Raw genomic sequence first — 16,992 nt, 5'->3', positions numbered from 1 at the left:
CCATATATGACGGGTAAAAGGTATGGACAAGGAATGAGAAGATCGGCGCTGTTCGCGCTCGCTCTCTCGCTTATGACCGCGCTGCTGCTGCCGGCATCGGGGCCGAAGGCGTCCGCTTACGTCAGTGCGCTCGGCAATGTGACCGGCGTCGCTTCCGCCTCCGATACGCTGTGGCTGACGATCGACAACGGCGCGGAGCCGAATGACGACATGCTTATCTTCGATATATTGCGCGACGATATCGTGAAGGTGTCATATCGGCCGAACAATGTGACGCCGAGCGCCGATACGCCGATGATCGATCCTGCCAAGACGTGGACGACGGTCGGCTCGACGATCGACACATCGGGAGATCCTATCGTCATCACAACGTCGAAGATGAAGGTGGAGATCGCCAAAAATCCCGCCCGCATAACGATCAAGAAGGCGGACGGCACAACGCTGCTGTGGGAGCCGGCGGCAGGCGGCGTCTTCTACGACGGCGTGCGCTTCCAGCATCATACGAGCCACAACGTCTACGGCATCAGAAGCTATAACGCCAACGAAAGCGCGCCTGACATTATACGTAATTCCAGCAACCATCCCGCGCATGCCGGCCATCAAGGCGATTCCGGCGGACCGTTCATCTGGTCGACGGCGGGATACGGCATCCTGGTGGACGGCGACGGCGGTTACCCTTACACCGACAATACGGGCAAGCTGGAATTCTACTATGGCGGCACGCCGACAGAGGGGCGGCGCTACAGCAAGACGGACTTGGAATACTATGCGTTCGTCGGCAGCCCGGATGAGATTATGGATGGCTTCTCGGAGGTAACAGGCAAGGCGCCGATGCTGCCGAAGTGGTCGCTCGGCTTCATGAACTTCGAGTGGGATACGAACCAGACCGAGATGACGAATATGGTGGATACGTACCGCGCCCGCAACATTCCGATCGACGGCTACGGGCTGGATTACGACTGGAAGAAGTACGGGGAGACCGGCTACGGCGAATTCGCCTGGAATACGACGAACTTCCCCGATGCCGGCACTACTGCGCTGAAATCGACGATGGATGCGAAAGGAATCAAGATGATCGGCATTACGAAGCCGAGAATTGTGACCGAGGATGCCAGCAATACCAGAACGAGCCAATATTACGACGCGGATGCGGCGGGGTATTGGTATCCCGGGCACAGCGAATACTCCGATTACTTTATTCCTGTGCTGGTAAGGAGCATTGATCCCTATAACGCAGGCATGCGGTCATGGTATTGGGACCATTCCGAGGCGGCTTACGACAAGGGCATCGTCGGCTGGTGGAACGACGAGACGGACAAGGTGTCCTCCGGCGCCGCCCAGTGGTGGTTCGGCAACTTCACGACCGGCCATCTGTCGCAAGCGATGTACGAGGGACAGCGCGCTTATACGAGCGATACGCAGCGGGTATGGCAGACGGCAAGAACCTATTATCCCGGTGCGCAGCGCTATGCGACGACGCTATGGTCCGGCGATATCGGCGCCCAGTTCCAGATGGGCGACAAGGTAGGCTGGGCTTCGGGCATGAAGGAACAGCGCACGGTCATGCTGTCCTCTGTGAACAACGGACAGCCGAAGTGGGGCATGGATACCGGCGGCTTCAACCCGAACGACAGCAATCCAAGTCCGGAGCTGTACGCCAGATGGATGCAGTTCGCCGCGCTTACGCCGGTATTCCGCGTTCACGGCAATCTGTATCATCAGCGTCAGCCGTGGTTCTACGGCAATACGGCGGAGGAAGCGGCGAAGGCGGCCATTCATCTGCGCTACTCGCTCATTCCGTATATGTATGCTTACGAGAGAAGCACGTACGAGACGAACAAAGGTCTTGTGCGCCCGCTTATTTTCGACAACCCGACAGATGCCAATGTGAAAAATTATGTAGACGCCTGGATGTTCGGTGACTGGATGCTGGCGGCGCCGGTCGTCGACGAAGGGCAGACCGTGAAGCCGATCTACTTGCCGGCGGGCACGTGGACGGATTATTTCACCGGCAAGGTCTACTCCGGAGGACAGACGATTCAATATCCCGTCAACGCCGAGACATGGTCGGACATTCCGCTGTTCATTAAGAAGGGCGCGATCATTCCTTCGCAGGACGTGCAGGACTATATCGGCCAGAGCGCGGTGACGACGGTTGATGTGGACGTGTTCCCGGATACAACGGCGACGAGCTTCACTTATTATGACGATGACGGCACCAGCTACAATTATGAGAGCGGCTCTTACTTCAAGCAGGACATCAGCGCGCAGGATAACGGCGGCAGCGGCATCAATATGAATGTCGCGGGCAAGTCAGGCTCCTATACGCCGGCCGTCCAGCATTATGTGCTGAAGGTGCATGGCAAGGCGGGCACTGGCGTGACCAGCAACGGGTCCGGACTGACCTCTTATGCCGATCTGGACGCTCTGAAGGCGGCCAGCGGCGAAGGATGGACGACGGGCGAGGACAAGTACGGGGATGTCACCTACGTCAAAGTAGCGGCAGGCAGCGGGTCCGCCAAAAGCATCGTCATTAGCGGCAGCGCAGCCGCTTCCTCCTCCACGTTCAAGCTGGAGGCGGAGGAGGCTTCGCTGTGGGGCGAGACGACGGGTACGATGGCTTCGGTCAATAATAACCATGCCGGATATTCCGGCACGGGCTTCGTCGACGGTTTCGACAACGCAGACGCCGCAGTCACCTTCTATGCCGATGTGATGGTCGGCGGGACTTACAAGGTTGACCTTCGCTATGCGAATGCGACGGGCTCGGCCAAGACAGTAAGCATCTTCGCCAACGGCAAGCGGGTGGCGCAAGCGTCGCTGCCGAATCTGGCGAACTGGAGCACCTGGTCGAAGGTGAGTGAGAACATTCCGCTGGAAGCGGGCCGCAACACGATTACCTACCGCTATTATGCCGATGCCGGCGACACCGGCAATATCAATCTGGATTATATCGAGGTGCTGAAGGCGGCAATTGCAGGCAAGTACGAGGCGGAGAGCGCGGAGCTTACCGGCGGTGCGTCCACGAACGAGAACCATCAGTTCTACAGCGGCAAGGCGTTCGTGGACAGCATGACGAGCGTAGGGGCAGCCGCTTCCTTCAAGGTGGATGTGCCGACAGCCGGCAATTATAACGTATCGCTGCGCTATGCCAACGGTTCGGGCAGCACGAAGACGCTCAGCACGTATGTGAACGGTGTCGATGTGGCGCAAGCGAGCCTCACAAGCCCGGGCGCCAGCTGGGACGTATGGCAGGACAATGTACAGACGTTGACGCTGGCAGCAGGCACGAATACGATTGCGTTCAAGTATGACGGAGCCGACAGCGGCAATGTCAATCTGGATCGGCTGCTGGTGTCGGCCGGTACGCCGGCTGCTCCGTTCGAGGAGTTGAATCTGCTGGATAACGGCGACTTCGAGCGGGCTGACGGATACGGCAGCAACTGGACAGAATGGCATCCCGGCGGACAGGCGCTTGCGTACGGTGTAGACAGCGGTTCGGGCTCTCATCCGCCGCAATCCCCTTGGACGGAGAATAAGCGGGCGTACATTTATTCTGCCAGCGCATATCAGCAGTCTATCCATCAAGTGGTGAACGTGCCGGTGAACAACAGCTACTACAAACTGGAAGCATGGGTACGCATGCAGTACGCCAATCCGACGACGGCACGGGCGGAGATTAGCGGATACGGTGGCACGGATATATATGAGAATATAACCAATGACGGCGTATGGAAGTATATCAGCATCGACAATATTTACGTGACCAGCGGACAGGTGGACGTAGGCTTCTATATGGACTCGCCTGGCGGAACGGTGCTTCATATTGACGATGTGCGCTTGACGAAGGAATAAGAGCTTCTGTTGACAGAAGAATGGTCATAAGTGAAATGAATGGATAGAGGGATGCCCCCGCAGATTGTTCTGCACGGGGGCATCCATTTGCGTCTGTAGAAGTGAGAAAAGAAGTCTGTGCAAGTTGAAGGAAAGAAATAGTTAGTGATGGTGAGATGTTGCAATAATGTGGCTGACTACACCAGGACAGCTGCAAGAACTGGCATAAGGGGGAACAAGGCATGCGCACTGCGATGGCGTATGACGTCGGTACTCAAGTTGTTGAACTAGCTCGTGCAGAAGCTGGTGCAGATATTGATGAGCAAGTTGGTGCTGAAGCTGGTGTGGAAACTGGTGCGGAGATCGGTGAACAGGATGGTCATAGGTTGGTGCAGAGGCTGGTGCGGGAGTTGGCGCACAGGCAGCTAACTGGATTTTGTGTTACTAATGAAGCCATATTGTCTTTGCAGGACGCCGCAAATGGATTTTGTGCAGTTAATTCAGTCTATATCATAAAAGATCGCCATAATCGTCCGAAAGAGTAGCATGAAATCCAGTTAGTTATGGCAAGTAGAAACATTTCAATGAAAATAATGACATGAAATCCAGTTAGTTAATCGACCGGAGGTCGAATTCATAAGCCTACAGACATACGAATGGGTCCGGGGGGCGCAGTCTGCCCCCATGCACAGTCTTGCCCCTATGCGCAGTCTGCCCTCATCTGCGGCTCTTCTCCTGGTATTCGCCCGGCGGCATGCCGAAGTGCTGCTTGAATACGTAGGAGAAATGCTTGACGCTTGTGTAGCCGGCCTTATCGGCGACGTCGTACACCTTCTCGTCCGGCTTAGTCCGGAGCAGGGAGGCCGCATGCTCCATGCGCACCCGGGTCAGAAATTTGATATACGACTCGCCGGTATTGCTATGAAACAGGCTGCTCAAATAGCCGGAGGACATATTCATTTTCTCCGCAATCAGCGCAAGGCTAAGCGGTTCGGAGTAATGAGCCAAAATGTAATCCTTTACTTTCGTCACAATATCATGCTCCTTGCCGCTGTTCTCCTGCAGCGCATGCTCCGCATTCCTCCAATAGCCGCCGTATAGAGGCTCCAGCACTTCCCGCAGCAGCTGTGCGGCATCCTCTATCTGGTAAGCCGCCGCCGTGCACCGCTGCTTCAGTTGCTTCAGGGAACGATGCACGGCCTCCTGTGCAATCATTCGCTCTCCCGCCCGGCTGTTCACTGCCAAAGCTGCGAGCATATAGACGCCAAGCCGAAGAAGTCCGGTTCGATCAACGGGGTCTTCTGCTTTCATCAGCTTGAGAAGAGAGGTGTGAAGCTGTACTTCATTGTTGTCGTGCAACGCACCTTGCATAGAGGCGATGTCCTTGTCCAACTGCCTGACCCGCTCGTCCAGATTGGTATTGTCGGCAAGCAGCTCCGCTGAGGAGAGAGGAGCTGCGAATACGCTGTGCTTCAGCGTCCGGCAGGCTCTCCGGTAAGAGACGCCGAGCTGCAGCACATCCAGCTCAGAGGAGCCGCGAGCGCCCCACAGCCGCAGCCCTGTCATGGAGACGATGCTGCCGGACAGCCGGCGGAACAACTCATCGCATCTGCGGCCGACATCGTCCGCATCGTCGCCGGGAACAAGCATGACGGTCCTTTCCTCATTATCGATAAAGGCGATGGTTCCCGTCTCTGCTTCGGCCAGCTCCATGGCCGTCTGATGAACAATGTACCGGTACAGGGCATAGTCGCTGGGGGAGATATCGCGTTCCAGCATGGCGTATCCGTCCAACTCCACGACAAGCATGGCGCCTTCCGCTTCCAGCAGGCTGAGCTTCAGACGGTGAAGGATGGGATACAGCATCCGGATCTCGCTGTTGTTGTCATAAGCGATAGCGCGCAGGAAGTTGCGGGCGACGTCTTCGCGAGACTGCTCCGATAACGCCTGCAATGTCTTGATCGCAGCTCGGTCGGAAGCTTCAGCGACCAGCCTCAAGGCCAGCTTATTCAGCACGGAGGCCAGCTCTTCATTCACAATCGGCTTCAGCAAGTAATCATTCACGCCGTAAGCCATAGCTTCCTTGGCCATGGCGAACTCGTCGTAGCCGGACAAGATGATGATGTGAGGACGGTCTCTGCGCTCCGACAATTGACGGGCGAGCTCCAGCCCTGACATGCCCGGCATCTTGATATCGGTAATGACGAGATCGATATGTTCCAATCCGTCTATAACAGCCAGCGCCTCTTCGCCGTCGCCGGCTTCTCCGACACATTCCCAATGTTCGCTAAGCTGTCCGGCATTGGCCTTTATATAATTCCGGGTAAGGGGCTCGTCGTCAACGATAATCAGCTTATACATGTCTGGTTTACTCCTTCGCTGCGGTATAGGGGATGGCTAAAGTGACGGTCGTTCCTTCACTCAGTGCGCTTGCTACGCTCAATCCATAGGCATCGCCGTATTTGACCTTGATTCGCTTGTTGACATTAATCAAACCGATGCCCGCATGCCGCCGGTCGGCGCTTCCGCCGGCATCCTCCGAATCGTCGAGCTTCCGCCGAAGCTGCAGCAGCGCGTCGCCGTCCATTCCCGGCCCGTCATCCTGCAAGACAATAAGCAGTCGACCGTCCCGGATGGAGGAGACAACGCTTATCGTCGTCGGCTCCTTCTTCCGCTCGCAGCCGTGAACGACGGCATTCTCCACGACGGGCTGGAGCAGCAGGGCGGGTACGGGGTAATCCGCCAGCGAGGGATCAATGTCAATCCGGTAATGGAGCCGTCCTTCGTAACGGCTGCTCTGGATGCCCAAGTAGGCGTGGAGCAGTTCGATCTCCTGACGCAGCGGAATTTCCTTGTCCCACTGGGACATGCCGCGCAGAATGCTGCTGAGGCCGTTAATATGCTGGATCGCTTGTCCGCTCTTGCCGGACTGCATGGACAGGCTGATCAGATTCAGCGTGTTGAAGATGAAGTGCGGCTGAATCTGGCTGAACAAGGCGTTGATCTGCGCTTCCTGCTGCAGCAGCCTGGACTCGTACACCTCCTTGACCAGTGACGTATTCTCCCGCAGCATCTCGCCGATTCGCCCGACCAGCCGATTGAAGGCGTACCCCAGATAGCCCATCTCATCGCGGCGATTGCTCTGGAAGGTGACGTCCAGCCGGCCCAGCTCCACCTCTTTCATCAGCTTGACGATGGCGAGCAGCGGCTTCAAGAAGTGGCGGACCAGCAAGACAAGCACAATTAATGCAATGAGGGCGCCGCTGATGGACAGAAGCAAGGCGTTATTGCGGGTGCGAATCGCTTCCCGGTTCATGTCGGATATGGAGTTCACGGCGACGATATGCCACTGCATGCGGGGAATGGTCGTACTGTTGACGATATACCCTTTATGCGATGCGGCGTTCCTGTCGGACAGGACCGACAGCGCAATGTTTTTGTGCATGGGATTGGAGGCGTAGATGAACTCGCGCTGCTCGTCCAGAATGAACAGCCCTCCGCCTTCGCTCATTTTGGCTTTCTCCATAATGTCTTCGATGCCTTTATAGTTGGCGTCTGCTTTGATCACACCGAGTATATGCTGGGAATTGCTGATGCTTCTCAGCTGCTTGACGACCGAGAATACTTGCACATTGCCGCTGCTGCGGCTGAATTCGTTGTCGCGTGCAGAGACGAAGATGTATTCCTGGGATGCCAGCGCCCGCTTGTACCAATCGTAAGCCTCCATATTCTCGTCGGGCACAAGCTTGGTAGGGAGACGGGCACTGGAGTAGATGGCGTCGGTGACGATGGAGACGCGGAGAATGTCTTCGCGGGGATAGATCATCATCTCGTCCAGGAAGTTCTCGATCAGTCGCCGCTTCTCCAGCTGCGCCAGCTCCGTCTTGGCCGGCGGCTCTTCCAGTGCCTGCATAATGCCTGCATTGCGATAAGGGAACAAGGTCAGCCTGTACAAGTCGTCCAGGTACGTATCCATGTTCAGGGATACCTGATCGATAATTTGCTGGACCTTGTCGGCGGATTGCTGCTGGAAGTCCCGGGTATATCGCGTATAGGACAGATAGGATGCGAAGAAGACGGTCAGGAAGAGCAGCAAGCCGGTCATCATGATCAGCTTCGATACGATGCTCCATTCACTGTATTTCTGCACTCGGAATGACGGTTTCATTACTATCGCTCCTCTTATTTGCCGCTGATTCCTGCTACAGATCTCTGCCTATCCATGTTGAAGCTGCACTTGCTGTGAATTATTGCCGTTATTTCTTGCTGCTAATTGTTACATTGCTGATTCATCAATGAATGCTTACATTCATTGTTATGTCATCGCTGTCCAATTGTAAAGCGCATCTGAAAAAAACGTACCTTCTTCATGAATCTTCGGTATTTCGCGGGCATGGAAACCGCTGTAAGCTTATGGTGTAGCATCAATACAACCTTGGGGGAGGAAATACAGTGAGAAGAAATAAGTGGATTCCATTTCTTAGCATGATGCTCATCCTTATGCTGAGTGCGGCGTGCAGCTCCAATAGCGGTGGCAACAATGAAAGCGCTGCAACGGATAAGCCGGCAGCCAATACGGAGACGAAGCAGCCGGCGACTGATAAGCCGAAAGAGAATGTGACGCTGAAATTTTTCACGGGCAAAGTAGAGACAGTAGACTTGATTAACGAGCTGATTGCCAAATTCGAAGCCGATAATCCGGGCATTAAAGTGGAGCAGGAGTATCAGAAGGATGCCAGCAATGTCATCAAGGTCAAGTTCGCTTCCGGCGATGTGCCGGATATTACGACGGTGTATGCGCAGGATTATGTGGATCAAGGGAAATATCTGGACCTGTCGAACGAGCCGTTCTGGTCGCGCGTGCTGCCTGCCATCAAGGAGCTGAACACCGACATCAAGACGGGCAAGCAATTCCGCGTAGCGACGAACGTGACGATGGCGGGCATTTTCTACAATAAGAAAGTGTTCGAGGAGCTGGGATTGAAAGAAGCGCATACGTGGGAGGAGTTCAAGTCCAACCTGCAAGCCATTAAAGATCAGAAGCCGGACATGACGCCGATGTTCCTGGCGGGCAAGGATTCCTGGACGCTGGGCCATCTGATCGAATTCATGGCGCACGGCGTCATCAAGCAGAAGTACGGCGTGGCGGATGCGCGTGCGGCATTCATTAACAATGAGTCCGACAAGCTGCAGTTCGATGCTGCCGGCGGAGGCATCGATGCGTTCGCAGGCAGACTGATGGAGCTGAAGGAAGCGGGATTAATCAACAAGGATGCGTTGACCGCGACTTACGACAACCAGAAGGAAGCATTCGTGAACGGACAGTCTGCGTTGTTCAGTCAAGGCATGTGGGTGCTTGGGGATCTGCTGAACATGAAGCCGGATATGGCGGATACGATCGGATTCGCTCCATTCCCGGCCATTGCGGACGGCACGGAGCCCGTCACGTTGTCGGCGGAAGATTCCGTCTATGCCATAACTGCGGAATCGAAGCATCCGGAGGAAGCGAAGAAGTTCCTGGAATTCCTGTTCCAGCCGGAGAACTTGAAGGCGTATAGTGAATTCCTGAAGTCTCCTCCGGCCTTCACAGATGTCAACGCCGATTGGGGACCGCTGAAGGATCAGGCTGCCGCAGCCTTGGAAGCGGGCGTCAACATCGCCTTCACAGATACGCCGTCGGGCTTCTCCGGAGATGACGCGGGCCGTATGGTGCAGGAGCTGCTCGCAGGCAAGTACAAGGACTCGCAGGAGTTCGCTTCCGCCTACAAGGAAGCTTGGGATAAAGCCTGGAACGCTACGAATAAGTAAGGGAAACTTTAACGGTTGGTTTTTTTAAATAATAGGGCAGGTGGGAGAGACCATGCGCGTATGGATCAATAAACTAAATGCACGACTACATCACTTCATGGCGGTTCCTGCGATCCTGCTGTTTGGCTTGTTCTTTCTCTACCCGCTTACGCAGGGCGTTGGCATTGCACTAACGGATTCCAACGGCATTACTACGCCTAACTTCGTCGGATTGCAGAACTTTTTCGATTTCTTCAAGGATGACCGGGCGCGCAACGATGTGCTTATTACGATTTATTTCGCGCTGGGCAGTGCGCCGCTGCTGAACTTGTTCGGGCTGATGTATGCGCTGTTCCTGGACCGCAAGCTGGCAGGCAGAGGATTCGTAAGAGCGGTCGTCTACCTGCCGGCGGTCATCAGCCCGCTTATTATGGGGTATATATGGTACTTCATTCTTCAGCCGGAGAGAGGTTATCTGGCACATGTGCTGGAGGGGCTGGGGCTTGGCTTCCTGGATGTGAACTGGCTTGGTGAGAGCTCCTCGGCGCTTATCGTGCTGGTCGTGGTGAACGTGTGGCAATATGTAGGGATGACGATGATCGTCTATTTGGCGGGATTGCAGGGCATATCGGCGGACTTCTACGAGGCTGCCACAATTGACGGGGCGGGGAGATGGGCGTCGCTGCGCTATGTGACGCTGCCGCTTCTGTATCCGTCGATCAAGATTAATGTCGTCACCAATATTATCGGATCCTTATCCGTATTCGAGATTATCGTCGCCTTGACGGACGGGGGACCGGGCTATGCGACGGAGTCGCTTAGCATCTACATTCTCAGAATGCTGTACGGAAGCTTCACGGGCTATTCCACAGCCGTTGCGCTGATTCTGTTCGTCATCATCCTTATTCCCGTCGTGCTCTTCCTGCGCATTACACGAAAATCCGAATACGAGCTGTGAGAGGGAACTGCTATGAAGATGCCAGAAGTACTTAAAGTGATTTTAAAATATGGAATCGCGGGGATGATGGTCATCATCTCCATCGTCCCTTTCTATGTTCTGTTGTACCTGTCGCTGAATTCTCCGTCCGGCAGCATGTTCCAAAGCATATTCCTGATGCCGGACTTCCACTTGAACAATTTCGCCGACGCTTGGGAAGGCTCCAAGCTGGGGAAGGCGATGATGAATTCTATCATCATTACGTTCAGTGCCGTGGCGGTCATCGTGTTCGTAGCCAGCTCCGCGGGCTACTCCATCGCCAGGTTCCGCAGCAAGGGCAATATCGCCATCTTCAACACCTTGCTGGCTTGCCTGATGATCCCCGCTATTATTATTACGGTGCCGCTCTATACACTGATGAAATCCATTGACGGCATCAACACCCACTGGGCGATGATATTGCTTACGGCGACGAATGCGCTGCCGCTGTCCGTCTTCCTGTATACGAGCTTTATCCGGACGCAGCCGAAGGAGATCGAGGAATCCGCCGTCATAGACGGCTGCACGTACTTCACCGCCTTCTGGCGGGTGACATTCCACTTCCTGCGTCCCGTCACATCCGCGGTAGTCATTCTGACGGGGCTCGGTATCTGGAACAACTACGGTCAAGCGGTATTCTTCCTGCAGAGTCAGGAGATGCGCACGATCCCTCTGGCGGTCAGCATGTTCTTCCAGACCTACGGAGCGAAGTGGAATCTGATGGCCGCGGCGGCGCTGATCGGCCTTGCTCCGGCGGTGCTGGCCTTCCTTGTATTCCAGCGCTACTTCATTAAGGGCATTACAGCAGGTGCTTTGAAAGGATGACAGACGAGATGAACAAGAATATAAACACAAGCGGCGTCAAGCTTCTTGATTGCTATCCGGCGAAGGCGCAGTACGATAGCGGCAGCAAGGTGACGCTGCTCCTGGAGCTGCAGAACGGAACCGGCGGAGAGTGTGCTGTGACGGTGCGTTGCACTGTATGGGAGCTGGATGCCGTGGCTGAGCAGCGGGAATGGGAGCTGGCGCTGCCTGTTGGCGACGCTCCTGTCCGCCATCGCATGGAGGTTGGTCCGTTCGTCGCGGACCGAATGGGTTACGGCGTGGAGGTAGAGCTGCTGGCGGATGGCGCAGTTGCAGGGAGAGCGGCGACTGCATTCGATGTCGTCTCGGATTGGCGCCGTGCTCCCCGCTACGGCTTCCTTAGCGACTTCGGAACGGAGGAGCTGGGGGACCGGTCGGATGTGGAATGGATGGCCAAGCTTCATCTCAATCTGGTGCAGTTCTACGACTGGATGTACCGGCATGACGAGCTGGTCAGCGACGAGGGAGAATATACCGATCTGATGGGGCGCAAGGTAAGTCGCCCTGTAGTGGAAGAGAAGATTGCGCTATGTCGCGAGCACGGCATGAAGGCGATCGCTTACGGCGCCGTATACGCGGCCAGCAAGACGTTCGCCGACCGCCATCCTGACTGGAGGCTGTATACGAGCGCGGGAGAACCCTACGATTTTATCGGGATATTTAATATTATGAATATTTCGCCCGATAGTCCCTGGCACCGCCATATTGTGCAGCAGTATCGCGAGACGGTGGAGCGCCTGAACTTCGACGGCATTCATATGGATACGTATGGCTTTCCCAAGACGGGCTGGTCCCGGCTCGGCGGCACTCCCCGGCTGGAGCGGCTGGAGGAGCAATTCCCGCTATTGATCGAAGCCACCAGAGAAGAGCTGACGCAGGTGAAAGAGGATATCTGCCTCATCTTCAACAATGTAGGCAATTGGCCGGTGGGTACGGTTGCCACAGCGAATCAGGATGCTATCTATGTAGAGGTGTGGAAGCCGTATGAGCGATACCATCACTTGCGGGAGATTATTCATGCCGCTAATCTTCACAGCGGCGGCAAGCCGGTTATACTGGCGGCATACTTGAAGCCGTTCCGCGAGCCGGGCGCGCTGGGCGAAGCGGGGGCGGAGCATGCCTTCCGCCTGTTGAACGCGGCCGTAACGGCGCAAGGCGCTTATCATCTGCTGCATGGCGAGCATGGCGGGGTGTTGACGCAAGGGTATTATGTCGACTATTCCAAGCTGAGGGCGGGCTTTATGCGCATCGTGCGCGACTACGCCGACTTCGGTGTCCGTTATGGACATGTTCTTCATGACGAAAGGCTGCGTGATGTTTCCATGACCCATGCCGACGGCGATAATCTGGAATACAGCTTCTCGGGCTTTCCATACAGCACGTATGGAGAAGCGGGCAAGGTATGGACGGTTATTCGGGAGCACCCTGGCCTAAAGCTCATCCATTTCATTAACTTGGCCGCCAGCAGCGACGATTACTGGAATGAGTCCAAGGAAGCGCCGCGTGAAATTCACGGGCGCACCGTATCCGTTGCGGTGGATGGAGAAGTGGCCGCCGTGCTGCTGGCCACTCCCGATGCAAGGGATGGCGCGCCGCTGCGGCTAGACTATCGGGAAGAGATAACTGCCCGGGGACGCTGCCTTGTGATGGAACTTCCGGCGCTGTTGTACTGGGATATGCTGATTGTGCGGATGAAGGACGATGGAAGATAGCGTGAAGGATGAAGGATGACAGGGTGGCATTCGGTACGAAATACTCCGAATGCCGCTTTCTCGGTGGCCGCGATAGGTATTGTATTTGCATAACAAGCGATCGAAAGTGCCGGGCAACTGCGCATACGCGGACCTAGACGGCATTGTCGTTGTTTGCCAGGCGGTCCAAGCGGCATTCAGGATGAGTTATCCTGGATGCCGTTTTTTCGTTGTTGCTGCGACGTGGTTGTTCCACAATTCGGTAATATGAATGCACAGACGGGTTGTTATTTGACGCTTACAGAAGAAGTTATGTCGCAAAATTGCACATACTCCTTCATTGTTAGAAAGCAACTCTCCCCTTTATAATAGAATAACTTCATTTTATGGAAAAAAGCGATAAAAATGTCGAGGGGGAAGTACATGTCTGTTCATATTTCGAGGAGAATCAAGCTTACATACAGCATCGTTTTGTTGGTTATTATTATACTCAGCTTTGGACTGTCCTATATAGGCACTGTGGGGCGGCTGGAGAAGGACTTGAAGGATGTGCACTTTGCGCTGCTCAAGCAAATCGATAATAAAATCGAGTTGTCGTTTCGGGAGACGGAGCGGAATTTGCTGAAGCTGATGAATGAGATGGAATTTGTTTATTTCATGTATGATAGCTACGAAGACGAATCAGAGAAATATACTAATTTTTATAGTTTGTCTAATAAAGTAACAAGCGTTACCCATTCCAACCCGCAACTAACCTCGGTCTATGTCTATTCAGATGTAAGCGGTAACATACTGACGAATAAAGTGTTTTTGCCAAGTTTGGAAAATGAGGAAGAATGGCTTGTAAATCATATTAATATGGACGGCTATATAAAATGGTTGCCTACCCATCGAATATGGGAGGGGGCTGTTTCCAGGGATGTTGTGACGCTGATTCGTCCATATCCTGCCATAAGTAAGCCAGGGTTTCGCAAGGGACTGGTTGCTGTGAATATTGATGAAGTGCTGCTACAGCGTATGATTGCAGGCATTTATGAGACGAATTACGGCGGTCAAACCATTCTTATTGACCAAGAAGGCAATGTTGTGACGCATAGCGATCGCTCTCAGCTGTATGGTAACGCGGATACTCTTCCTTACATTAAACAAATTTTGGAAGGCGGCACGAAGGGCGAGTTTACGACAGATCTGAATGGGACGAAGCACTCTGTGTTCTATATGAATTCCAACTACACGGATTGGAAAATAGTAACGGTAATCCCCAATACGGATGTATACAAGCCGATCTCATCAACTAGAGATTTGCTCATCTTAGTGGCGCTATGCATGATTGTTGTTGCTTTATTAGCACTATTTTACTTCAATCATAAAACGTTTAAACCCATCGAGCGTCTGGCAGGCAAAATGTTTGGAGCTTACCGCACTCCGCAGCCTGAGACCGCGAAGAGCATGAACGGGTTAAGCTCGCTGGAGACGATTTTCGATCAAATTTCTTTGGACCGCGAGCACTTGGAGCAGCAGGTTCGGGATTTCAAGCCTGTGCTGAAGTGGCGTCTCATGATAGATATGCTGACTGGCAATAAAACGGAGTATGCCGATGTAGGACATCAGCTGGAATATATCGGGATTAAATTATATCCAAGTTATTATATGGTTTGCAGCGCCGAAATCGAGAAGGGGGAGCAGCTTGGTAGCGGAGATCTGGCGCTTTATACATTCATGCTCTGCAATGTGGCGGAAGAGCTGATTAATATGGAGCATGCCGGAATAGCAGTTGATTTGGGAGGCGGCAAGGCGGTTATTCTAATCAGCTTTGCTGAAGGCGATGAGGAGCAAAACCATTTGCGCGCGCTGGCTGTGCTGGAATTGCTGCTGAAGGCGATGGAGCGCGAGTTCAAGCTTTCCGTAACAGTGGGGCTTGGACGCTGCTATCCGGGTATGGCGGATATTCCAGAATCCTATGATCAATCCCTTAAAGCATTGCAATATAAGCTGCTGTTTGGCAGTGACGCGGTTATTTCAATCGAAGATATTTCAACCTCTCAAAATCAGGATTATTACCGCATTGTCAAAAAAGCGGAACGAATTACGGAAGCGCTGAAGCAATCGGATGATGAGAATGTGAAGCTGTATGTCATGGAAATGTTTGCAGACGCACTCGGCAGCAACTTATCGCCTGACCTTATCAGACAGCTTTCTTACGAACTCATCATGAAGTCGCTGCAAATGATTTCTTTTATTGGCATCGATCCGGAGGAAACGATTGCAAGCCTTGGCAATTTGCATCAGCGTATTTCAGCCTGCGACAACTGGCATGACATTGAACGGATTGTAATGAGCGTATTGGAGCAGATAGCAGTCAAAATTGCAGATAAAAGAAGCAGTCGCGGTAAAAATAAAACGGTAGACAGCATACTGAGCTATATTCAAGAGCATTATTACGAGAGCGAGCTTTCTTTGGATCAATTGGCTAAGCAGTTTCAATTAACGCCACCCTATATTAGCAAGTTGTTCAAAGAGCATACAGAACGGAATTTTATTGATTATTTGATTGAGATTCGTATTGCGGCCTCCAAACAGTTTCTACTCGACAAAAGCATGAAGGTCAATGATGTGGCAGAAGCGGTTGGCTACACGAATACGCGAAGCTTTCTGCGTGCCTTTAAGAAATATACAGGGCTGACGCCTACAGAGTTTAGGGAGCAAGAGCAGCTTGAATCTTAAGAAAATACACCTGAATTAAGTAATGTAACCTTGCTTTTTGCAAGAAATGGCACCATTTTAAAACGAGTCTCTTTCGCCAGTCTTGCCAAGCTGCATACAATCGAGTTGCGAGGCAGAAGCACCAGCCAAGCATAATCGAAGCAGGGAGGAGGAGTGCAATGAAGGGGATGATCCCGGTGAACCAAGTGCCAGTTGGAACGAAGAAGAAAGGTACAATTATGAAAAGACTGATCAGGGATAAGTATTTATATATGATGCTGTTGCCTGTAATCTTCTTTTATATCATATTTAAGTATCTTCCCATGGGTGGCGAAATTATCGCATTCAAGGATTATCGATTCACTGACGGCATATTGGGAAGCAAGTGGGCAGGTTTTAAGCATTTTGAATTACTTTTCGATAGTGCAGATTTTTGGCGCGTATTAAGAAATACATTGTTATTGAATGTGTACAGCATAGTTTTTGGATTTCCAGTACCGATTGTTTTGGCTCTTCTATTAAACGAGGTTCGAAGAGAATGGTATAAGCGCATCGTGCAAAACTTTCTTTATGTTCCGCATTTTATATCCTGGGTAGTGCTGGGCGGTATTCTGGTTGCGATGCTGTCGCCAAGTACCGGGATAGTCAACCTGATATTGGACAAGGTATTTGGTATCGATCCGATTTATTTTATGGCTAATTCTTCATGGTGGCCGGTTATGTACACGTTATCGGGTATTTGGCGAGAAGCGGGATGGGGGACGATTCTATATCTCGCGGCAATGGCGGCCATTGATACGCAACTGTATGAGGCTGCCAAAATTGATGGTGCCAACAAGCTTAGACAAATATGGCATGTTACATTGCCGGGTATTCGCAGTACGATAGCGATTCTACTTATTTTGCGTATGGGCAGCATGATGGACGTGGGGCTTGAACAGACCTTGGTGCTGCAAAACAGTTCTGTGCTAGATGTTGCGGATGTAATAAGCACTTACGTTTATCGGGTCGGATTGCAAAATATGAATTACAGCTATACGACAGCTATCGGCTTATTTCAATCGATTGTAGGATTAATCCTTATTATTAGCGTGAATCGAATGATTAAAGTATCTGGAGAACGGGGGTTGTGGTAGC

Annotated in this window: 10 protein-coding genes; 8 read left to right on the top strand and 2 right to left on the bottom strand. The window is 53.0% G+C overall.

The genetic code is table 11. From position 1 onward, the window contains the following. Window positions 1–6: 6 nt before the first annotated feature. Window positions 7–3,855 carry a TIM-barrel domain-containing protein gene (locus M6D81_RS21630; RefSeq protein WP_262679126.1) on the top strand — a complete coding sequence of 1,283 codons (3,849 nt, stop codon included), beginning with the start codon at window positions 7–9 and terminating at the stop codon, window positions 3,853–3,855. A gap of 221 nt (window positions 3,856–4,076) precedes the next feature. Beyond that, complete coding sequence (locus tag M6D81_RS21625) at window positions 4,077–4,379, top strand: hypothetical protein (RefSeq protein ID WP_262679125.1); 303 nt, start codon at window positions 4,077–4,079, stop codon at window positions 4,377–4,379. Window positions 4,380–4,551: 172 nt separating this feature from the next. On the opposite strand, the gene M6D81_RS21620 is transcribed toward M6D81_RS21625, so the two are convergent. Both M6D81_RS21620 and M6D81_RS21615 read right to left on the bottom strand, forming a co-directional pair. Further along, window positions 4,552–6,195 (bottom strand): response regulator transcription factor, encoded by a 1,644-nt coding sequence (locus tag M6D81_RS21620; protein ID WP_262679124.1) that lies wholly within the window; start codon window positions 6,193–6,195, stop codon window positions 4,552–4,554. 7 nt (window positions 6,196–6,202) lie between these two features. Further along, window positions 6,203–8,002, bottom strand: coding sequence for a cache domain-containing sensor histidine kinase (locus M6D81_RS21615; protein ID WP_262679123.1), 1,800 nt, complete (start codon window positions 8,000–8,002; stop codon window positions 6,203–6,205). A 284-nt stretch (window positions 8,003–8,286) separates the two neighbouring features. Here M6D81_RS21615 and M6D81_RS21610 point away from each other — a divergent pair, with 284 nt between their 5' ends. The 6 genes from M6D81_RS21610 to M6D81_RS21585 all read left to right on the top strand — a co-directional run bounded on the left by M6D81_RS21610 (window position 8,287) and on the right by M6D81_RS21585 (window position 16,991). After that, complete coding sequence (locus M6D81_RS21610) at window positions 8,287–9,642, top strand: ABC transporter substrate-binding protein (protein ID WP_262679121.1); 1,356 nt, start codon at window positions 8,287–8,289, stop codon at window positions 9,640–9,642. A gap of 52 nt (window positions 9,643–9,694) precedes the next feature. After that, on the top strand, window positions 9,695–10,579 hold the full coding sequence (locus tag M6D81_RS21605) for a carbohydrate ABC transporter permease (protein WP_262679120.1): 885 nt from the start codon (window positions 9,695–9,697) through the stop codon (window positions 10,577–10,579). Window positions 10,580–10,591: 12 nt separating this feature from the next. After that, window positions 10,592–11,422: a carbohydrate ABC transporter permease gene (locus M6D81_RS21600; protein WP_262679119.1), complete on the top strand. Its 831-nt coding sequence runs from the start codon at window positions 10,592–10,594 to the stop codon at window positions 11,420–11,422. Between the two features lie 8 nt (window positions 11,423–11,430). Further along, a complete protein-coding gene (locus tag M6D81_RS21595; RefSeq protein WP_262679118.1) occupies window positions 11,431–13,173 on the top strand; it encodes a glycoside hydrolase family 66 protein in 1,743 nt (580 codons plus the stop codon). 402 nt (window positions 13,174–13,575) lie between these two features. Next, on the top strand, window positions 13,576–15,876 hold the full coding sequence (locus tag M6D81_RS21590) for a helix-turn-helix domain-containing protein (protein WP_262679116.1): 2,301 nt from the start codon (window positions 13,576–13,578) through the stop codon (window positions 15,874–15,876). Window positions 15,877–16,034: 158 nt separating this feature from the next. After that, window positions 16,035–16,991 carry an ABC transporter permease gene (locus M6D81_RS21585; protein ID WP_262679115.1) on the top strand — a complete coding sequence of 319 codons (957 nt, stop codon included), beginning with the start codon at window positions 16,035–16,037 and terminating at the stop codon, window positions 16,989–16,991. The last annotated feature ends 1 nt before the right edge of the window (window position 16,992 follow it).

This window comes from Paenibacillus sp. J5C2022 (assembly GCF_025567625.1).
Taxonomy (GTDB): domain Bacteria; phylum Bacillota; class Bacilli; order Paenibacillales; family Paenibacillaceae; genus Pristimantibacillus.
Note: the sequence above shows the minus strand (reverse complement) of the source record. Positions and strands in the feature narration are given on the sequence as shown.

What these genes read in the sequence shown, in the direction of transcription:
- M6D81_RS21630 (WP_262679126.1), top strand. Translation starts at nt 7, where the DNA reads ATGACGGGTAAAAGGTATGGACAAGGAATGAGAAGATCGGCGCTGTTC.
- M6D81_RS21625 (WP_262679125.1), top strand. Translation starts at nt 4,077, where the DNA reads ATGCGCACTGCGATGGCGTATGACGTCGGTACTCAAGTTGTTGAACTA.
- M6D81_RS21620 (WP_262679124.1), bottom strand. Translation starts at nt 6,195, where the DNA reads ATGTATAAGCTGATTATCGTTGACGACGAGCCCCTTACCCGGAATTAT.
- M6D81_RS21615 (WP_262679123.1), bottom strand. Translation starts at nt 8,002, where the DNA reads ATGAAACCGTCATTCCGAGTGCAGAAATACAGTGAATGGAGCATCGTA.
- M6D81_RS21605 (WP_262679120.1), top strand. Translation starts at nt 9,695, where the DNA reads ATGCGCGTATGGATCAATAAACTAAATGCACGACTACATCACTTCATG.
- M6D81_RS21600 (WP_262679119.1), top strand. Translation starts at nt 10,592, where the DNA reads ATGAAGATGCCAGAAGTACTTAAAGTGATTTTAAAATATGGAATCGCG.
- M6D81_RS21595 (WP_262679118.1), top strand. Translation starts at nt 11,431, where the DNA reads ATGAACAAGAATATAAACACAAGCGGCGTCAAGCTTCTTGATTGCTAT.
- M6D81_RS21590 (WP_262679116.1), top strand. Translation starts at nt 13,576, where the DNA reads ATGTCTGTTCATATTTCGAGGAGAATCAAGCTTACATACAGCATCGTT.
- M6D81_RS21585 (WP_262679115.1), top strand. Translation starts at nt 16,035, where the DNA reads ATGAAGGGGATGATCCCGGTGAACCAAGTGCCAGTTGGAACGAAGAAG.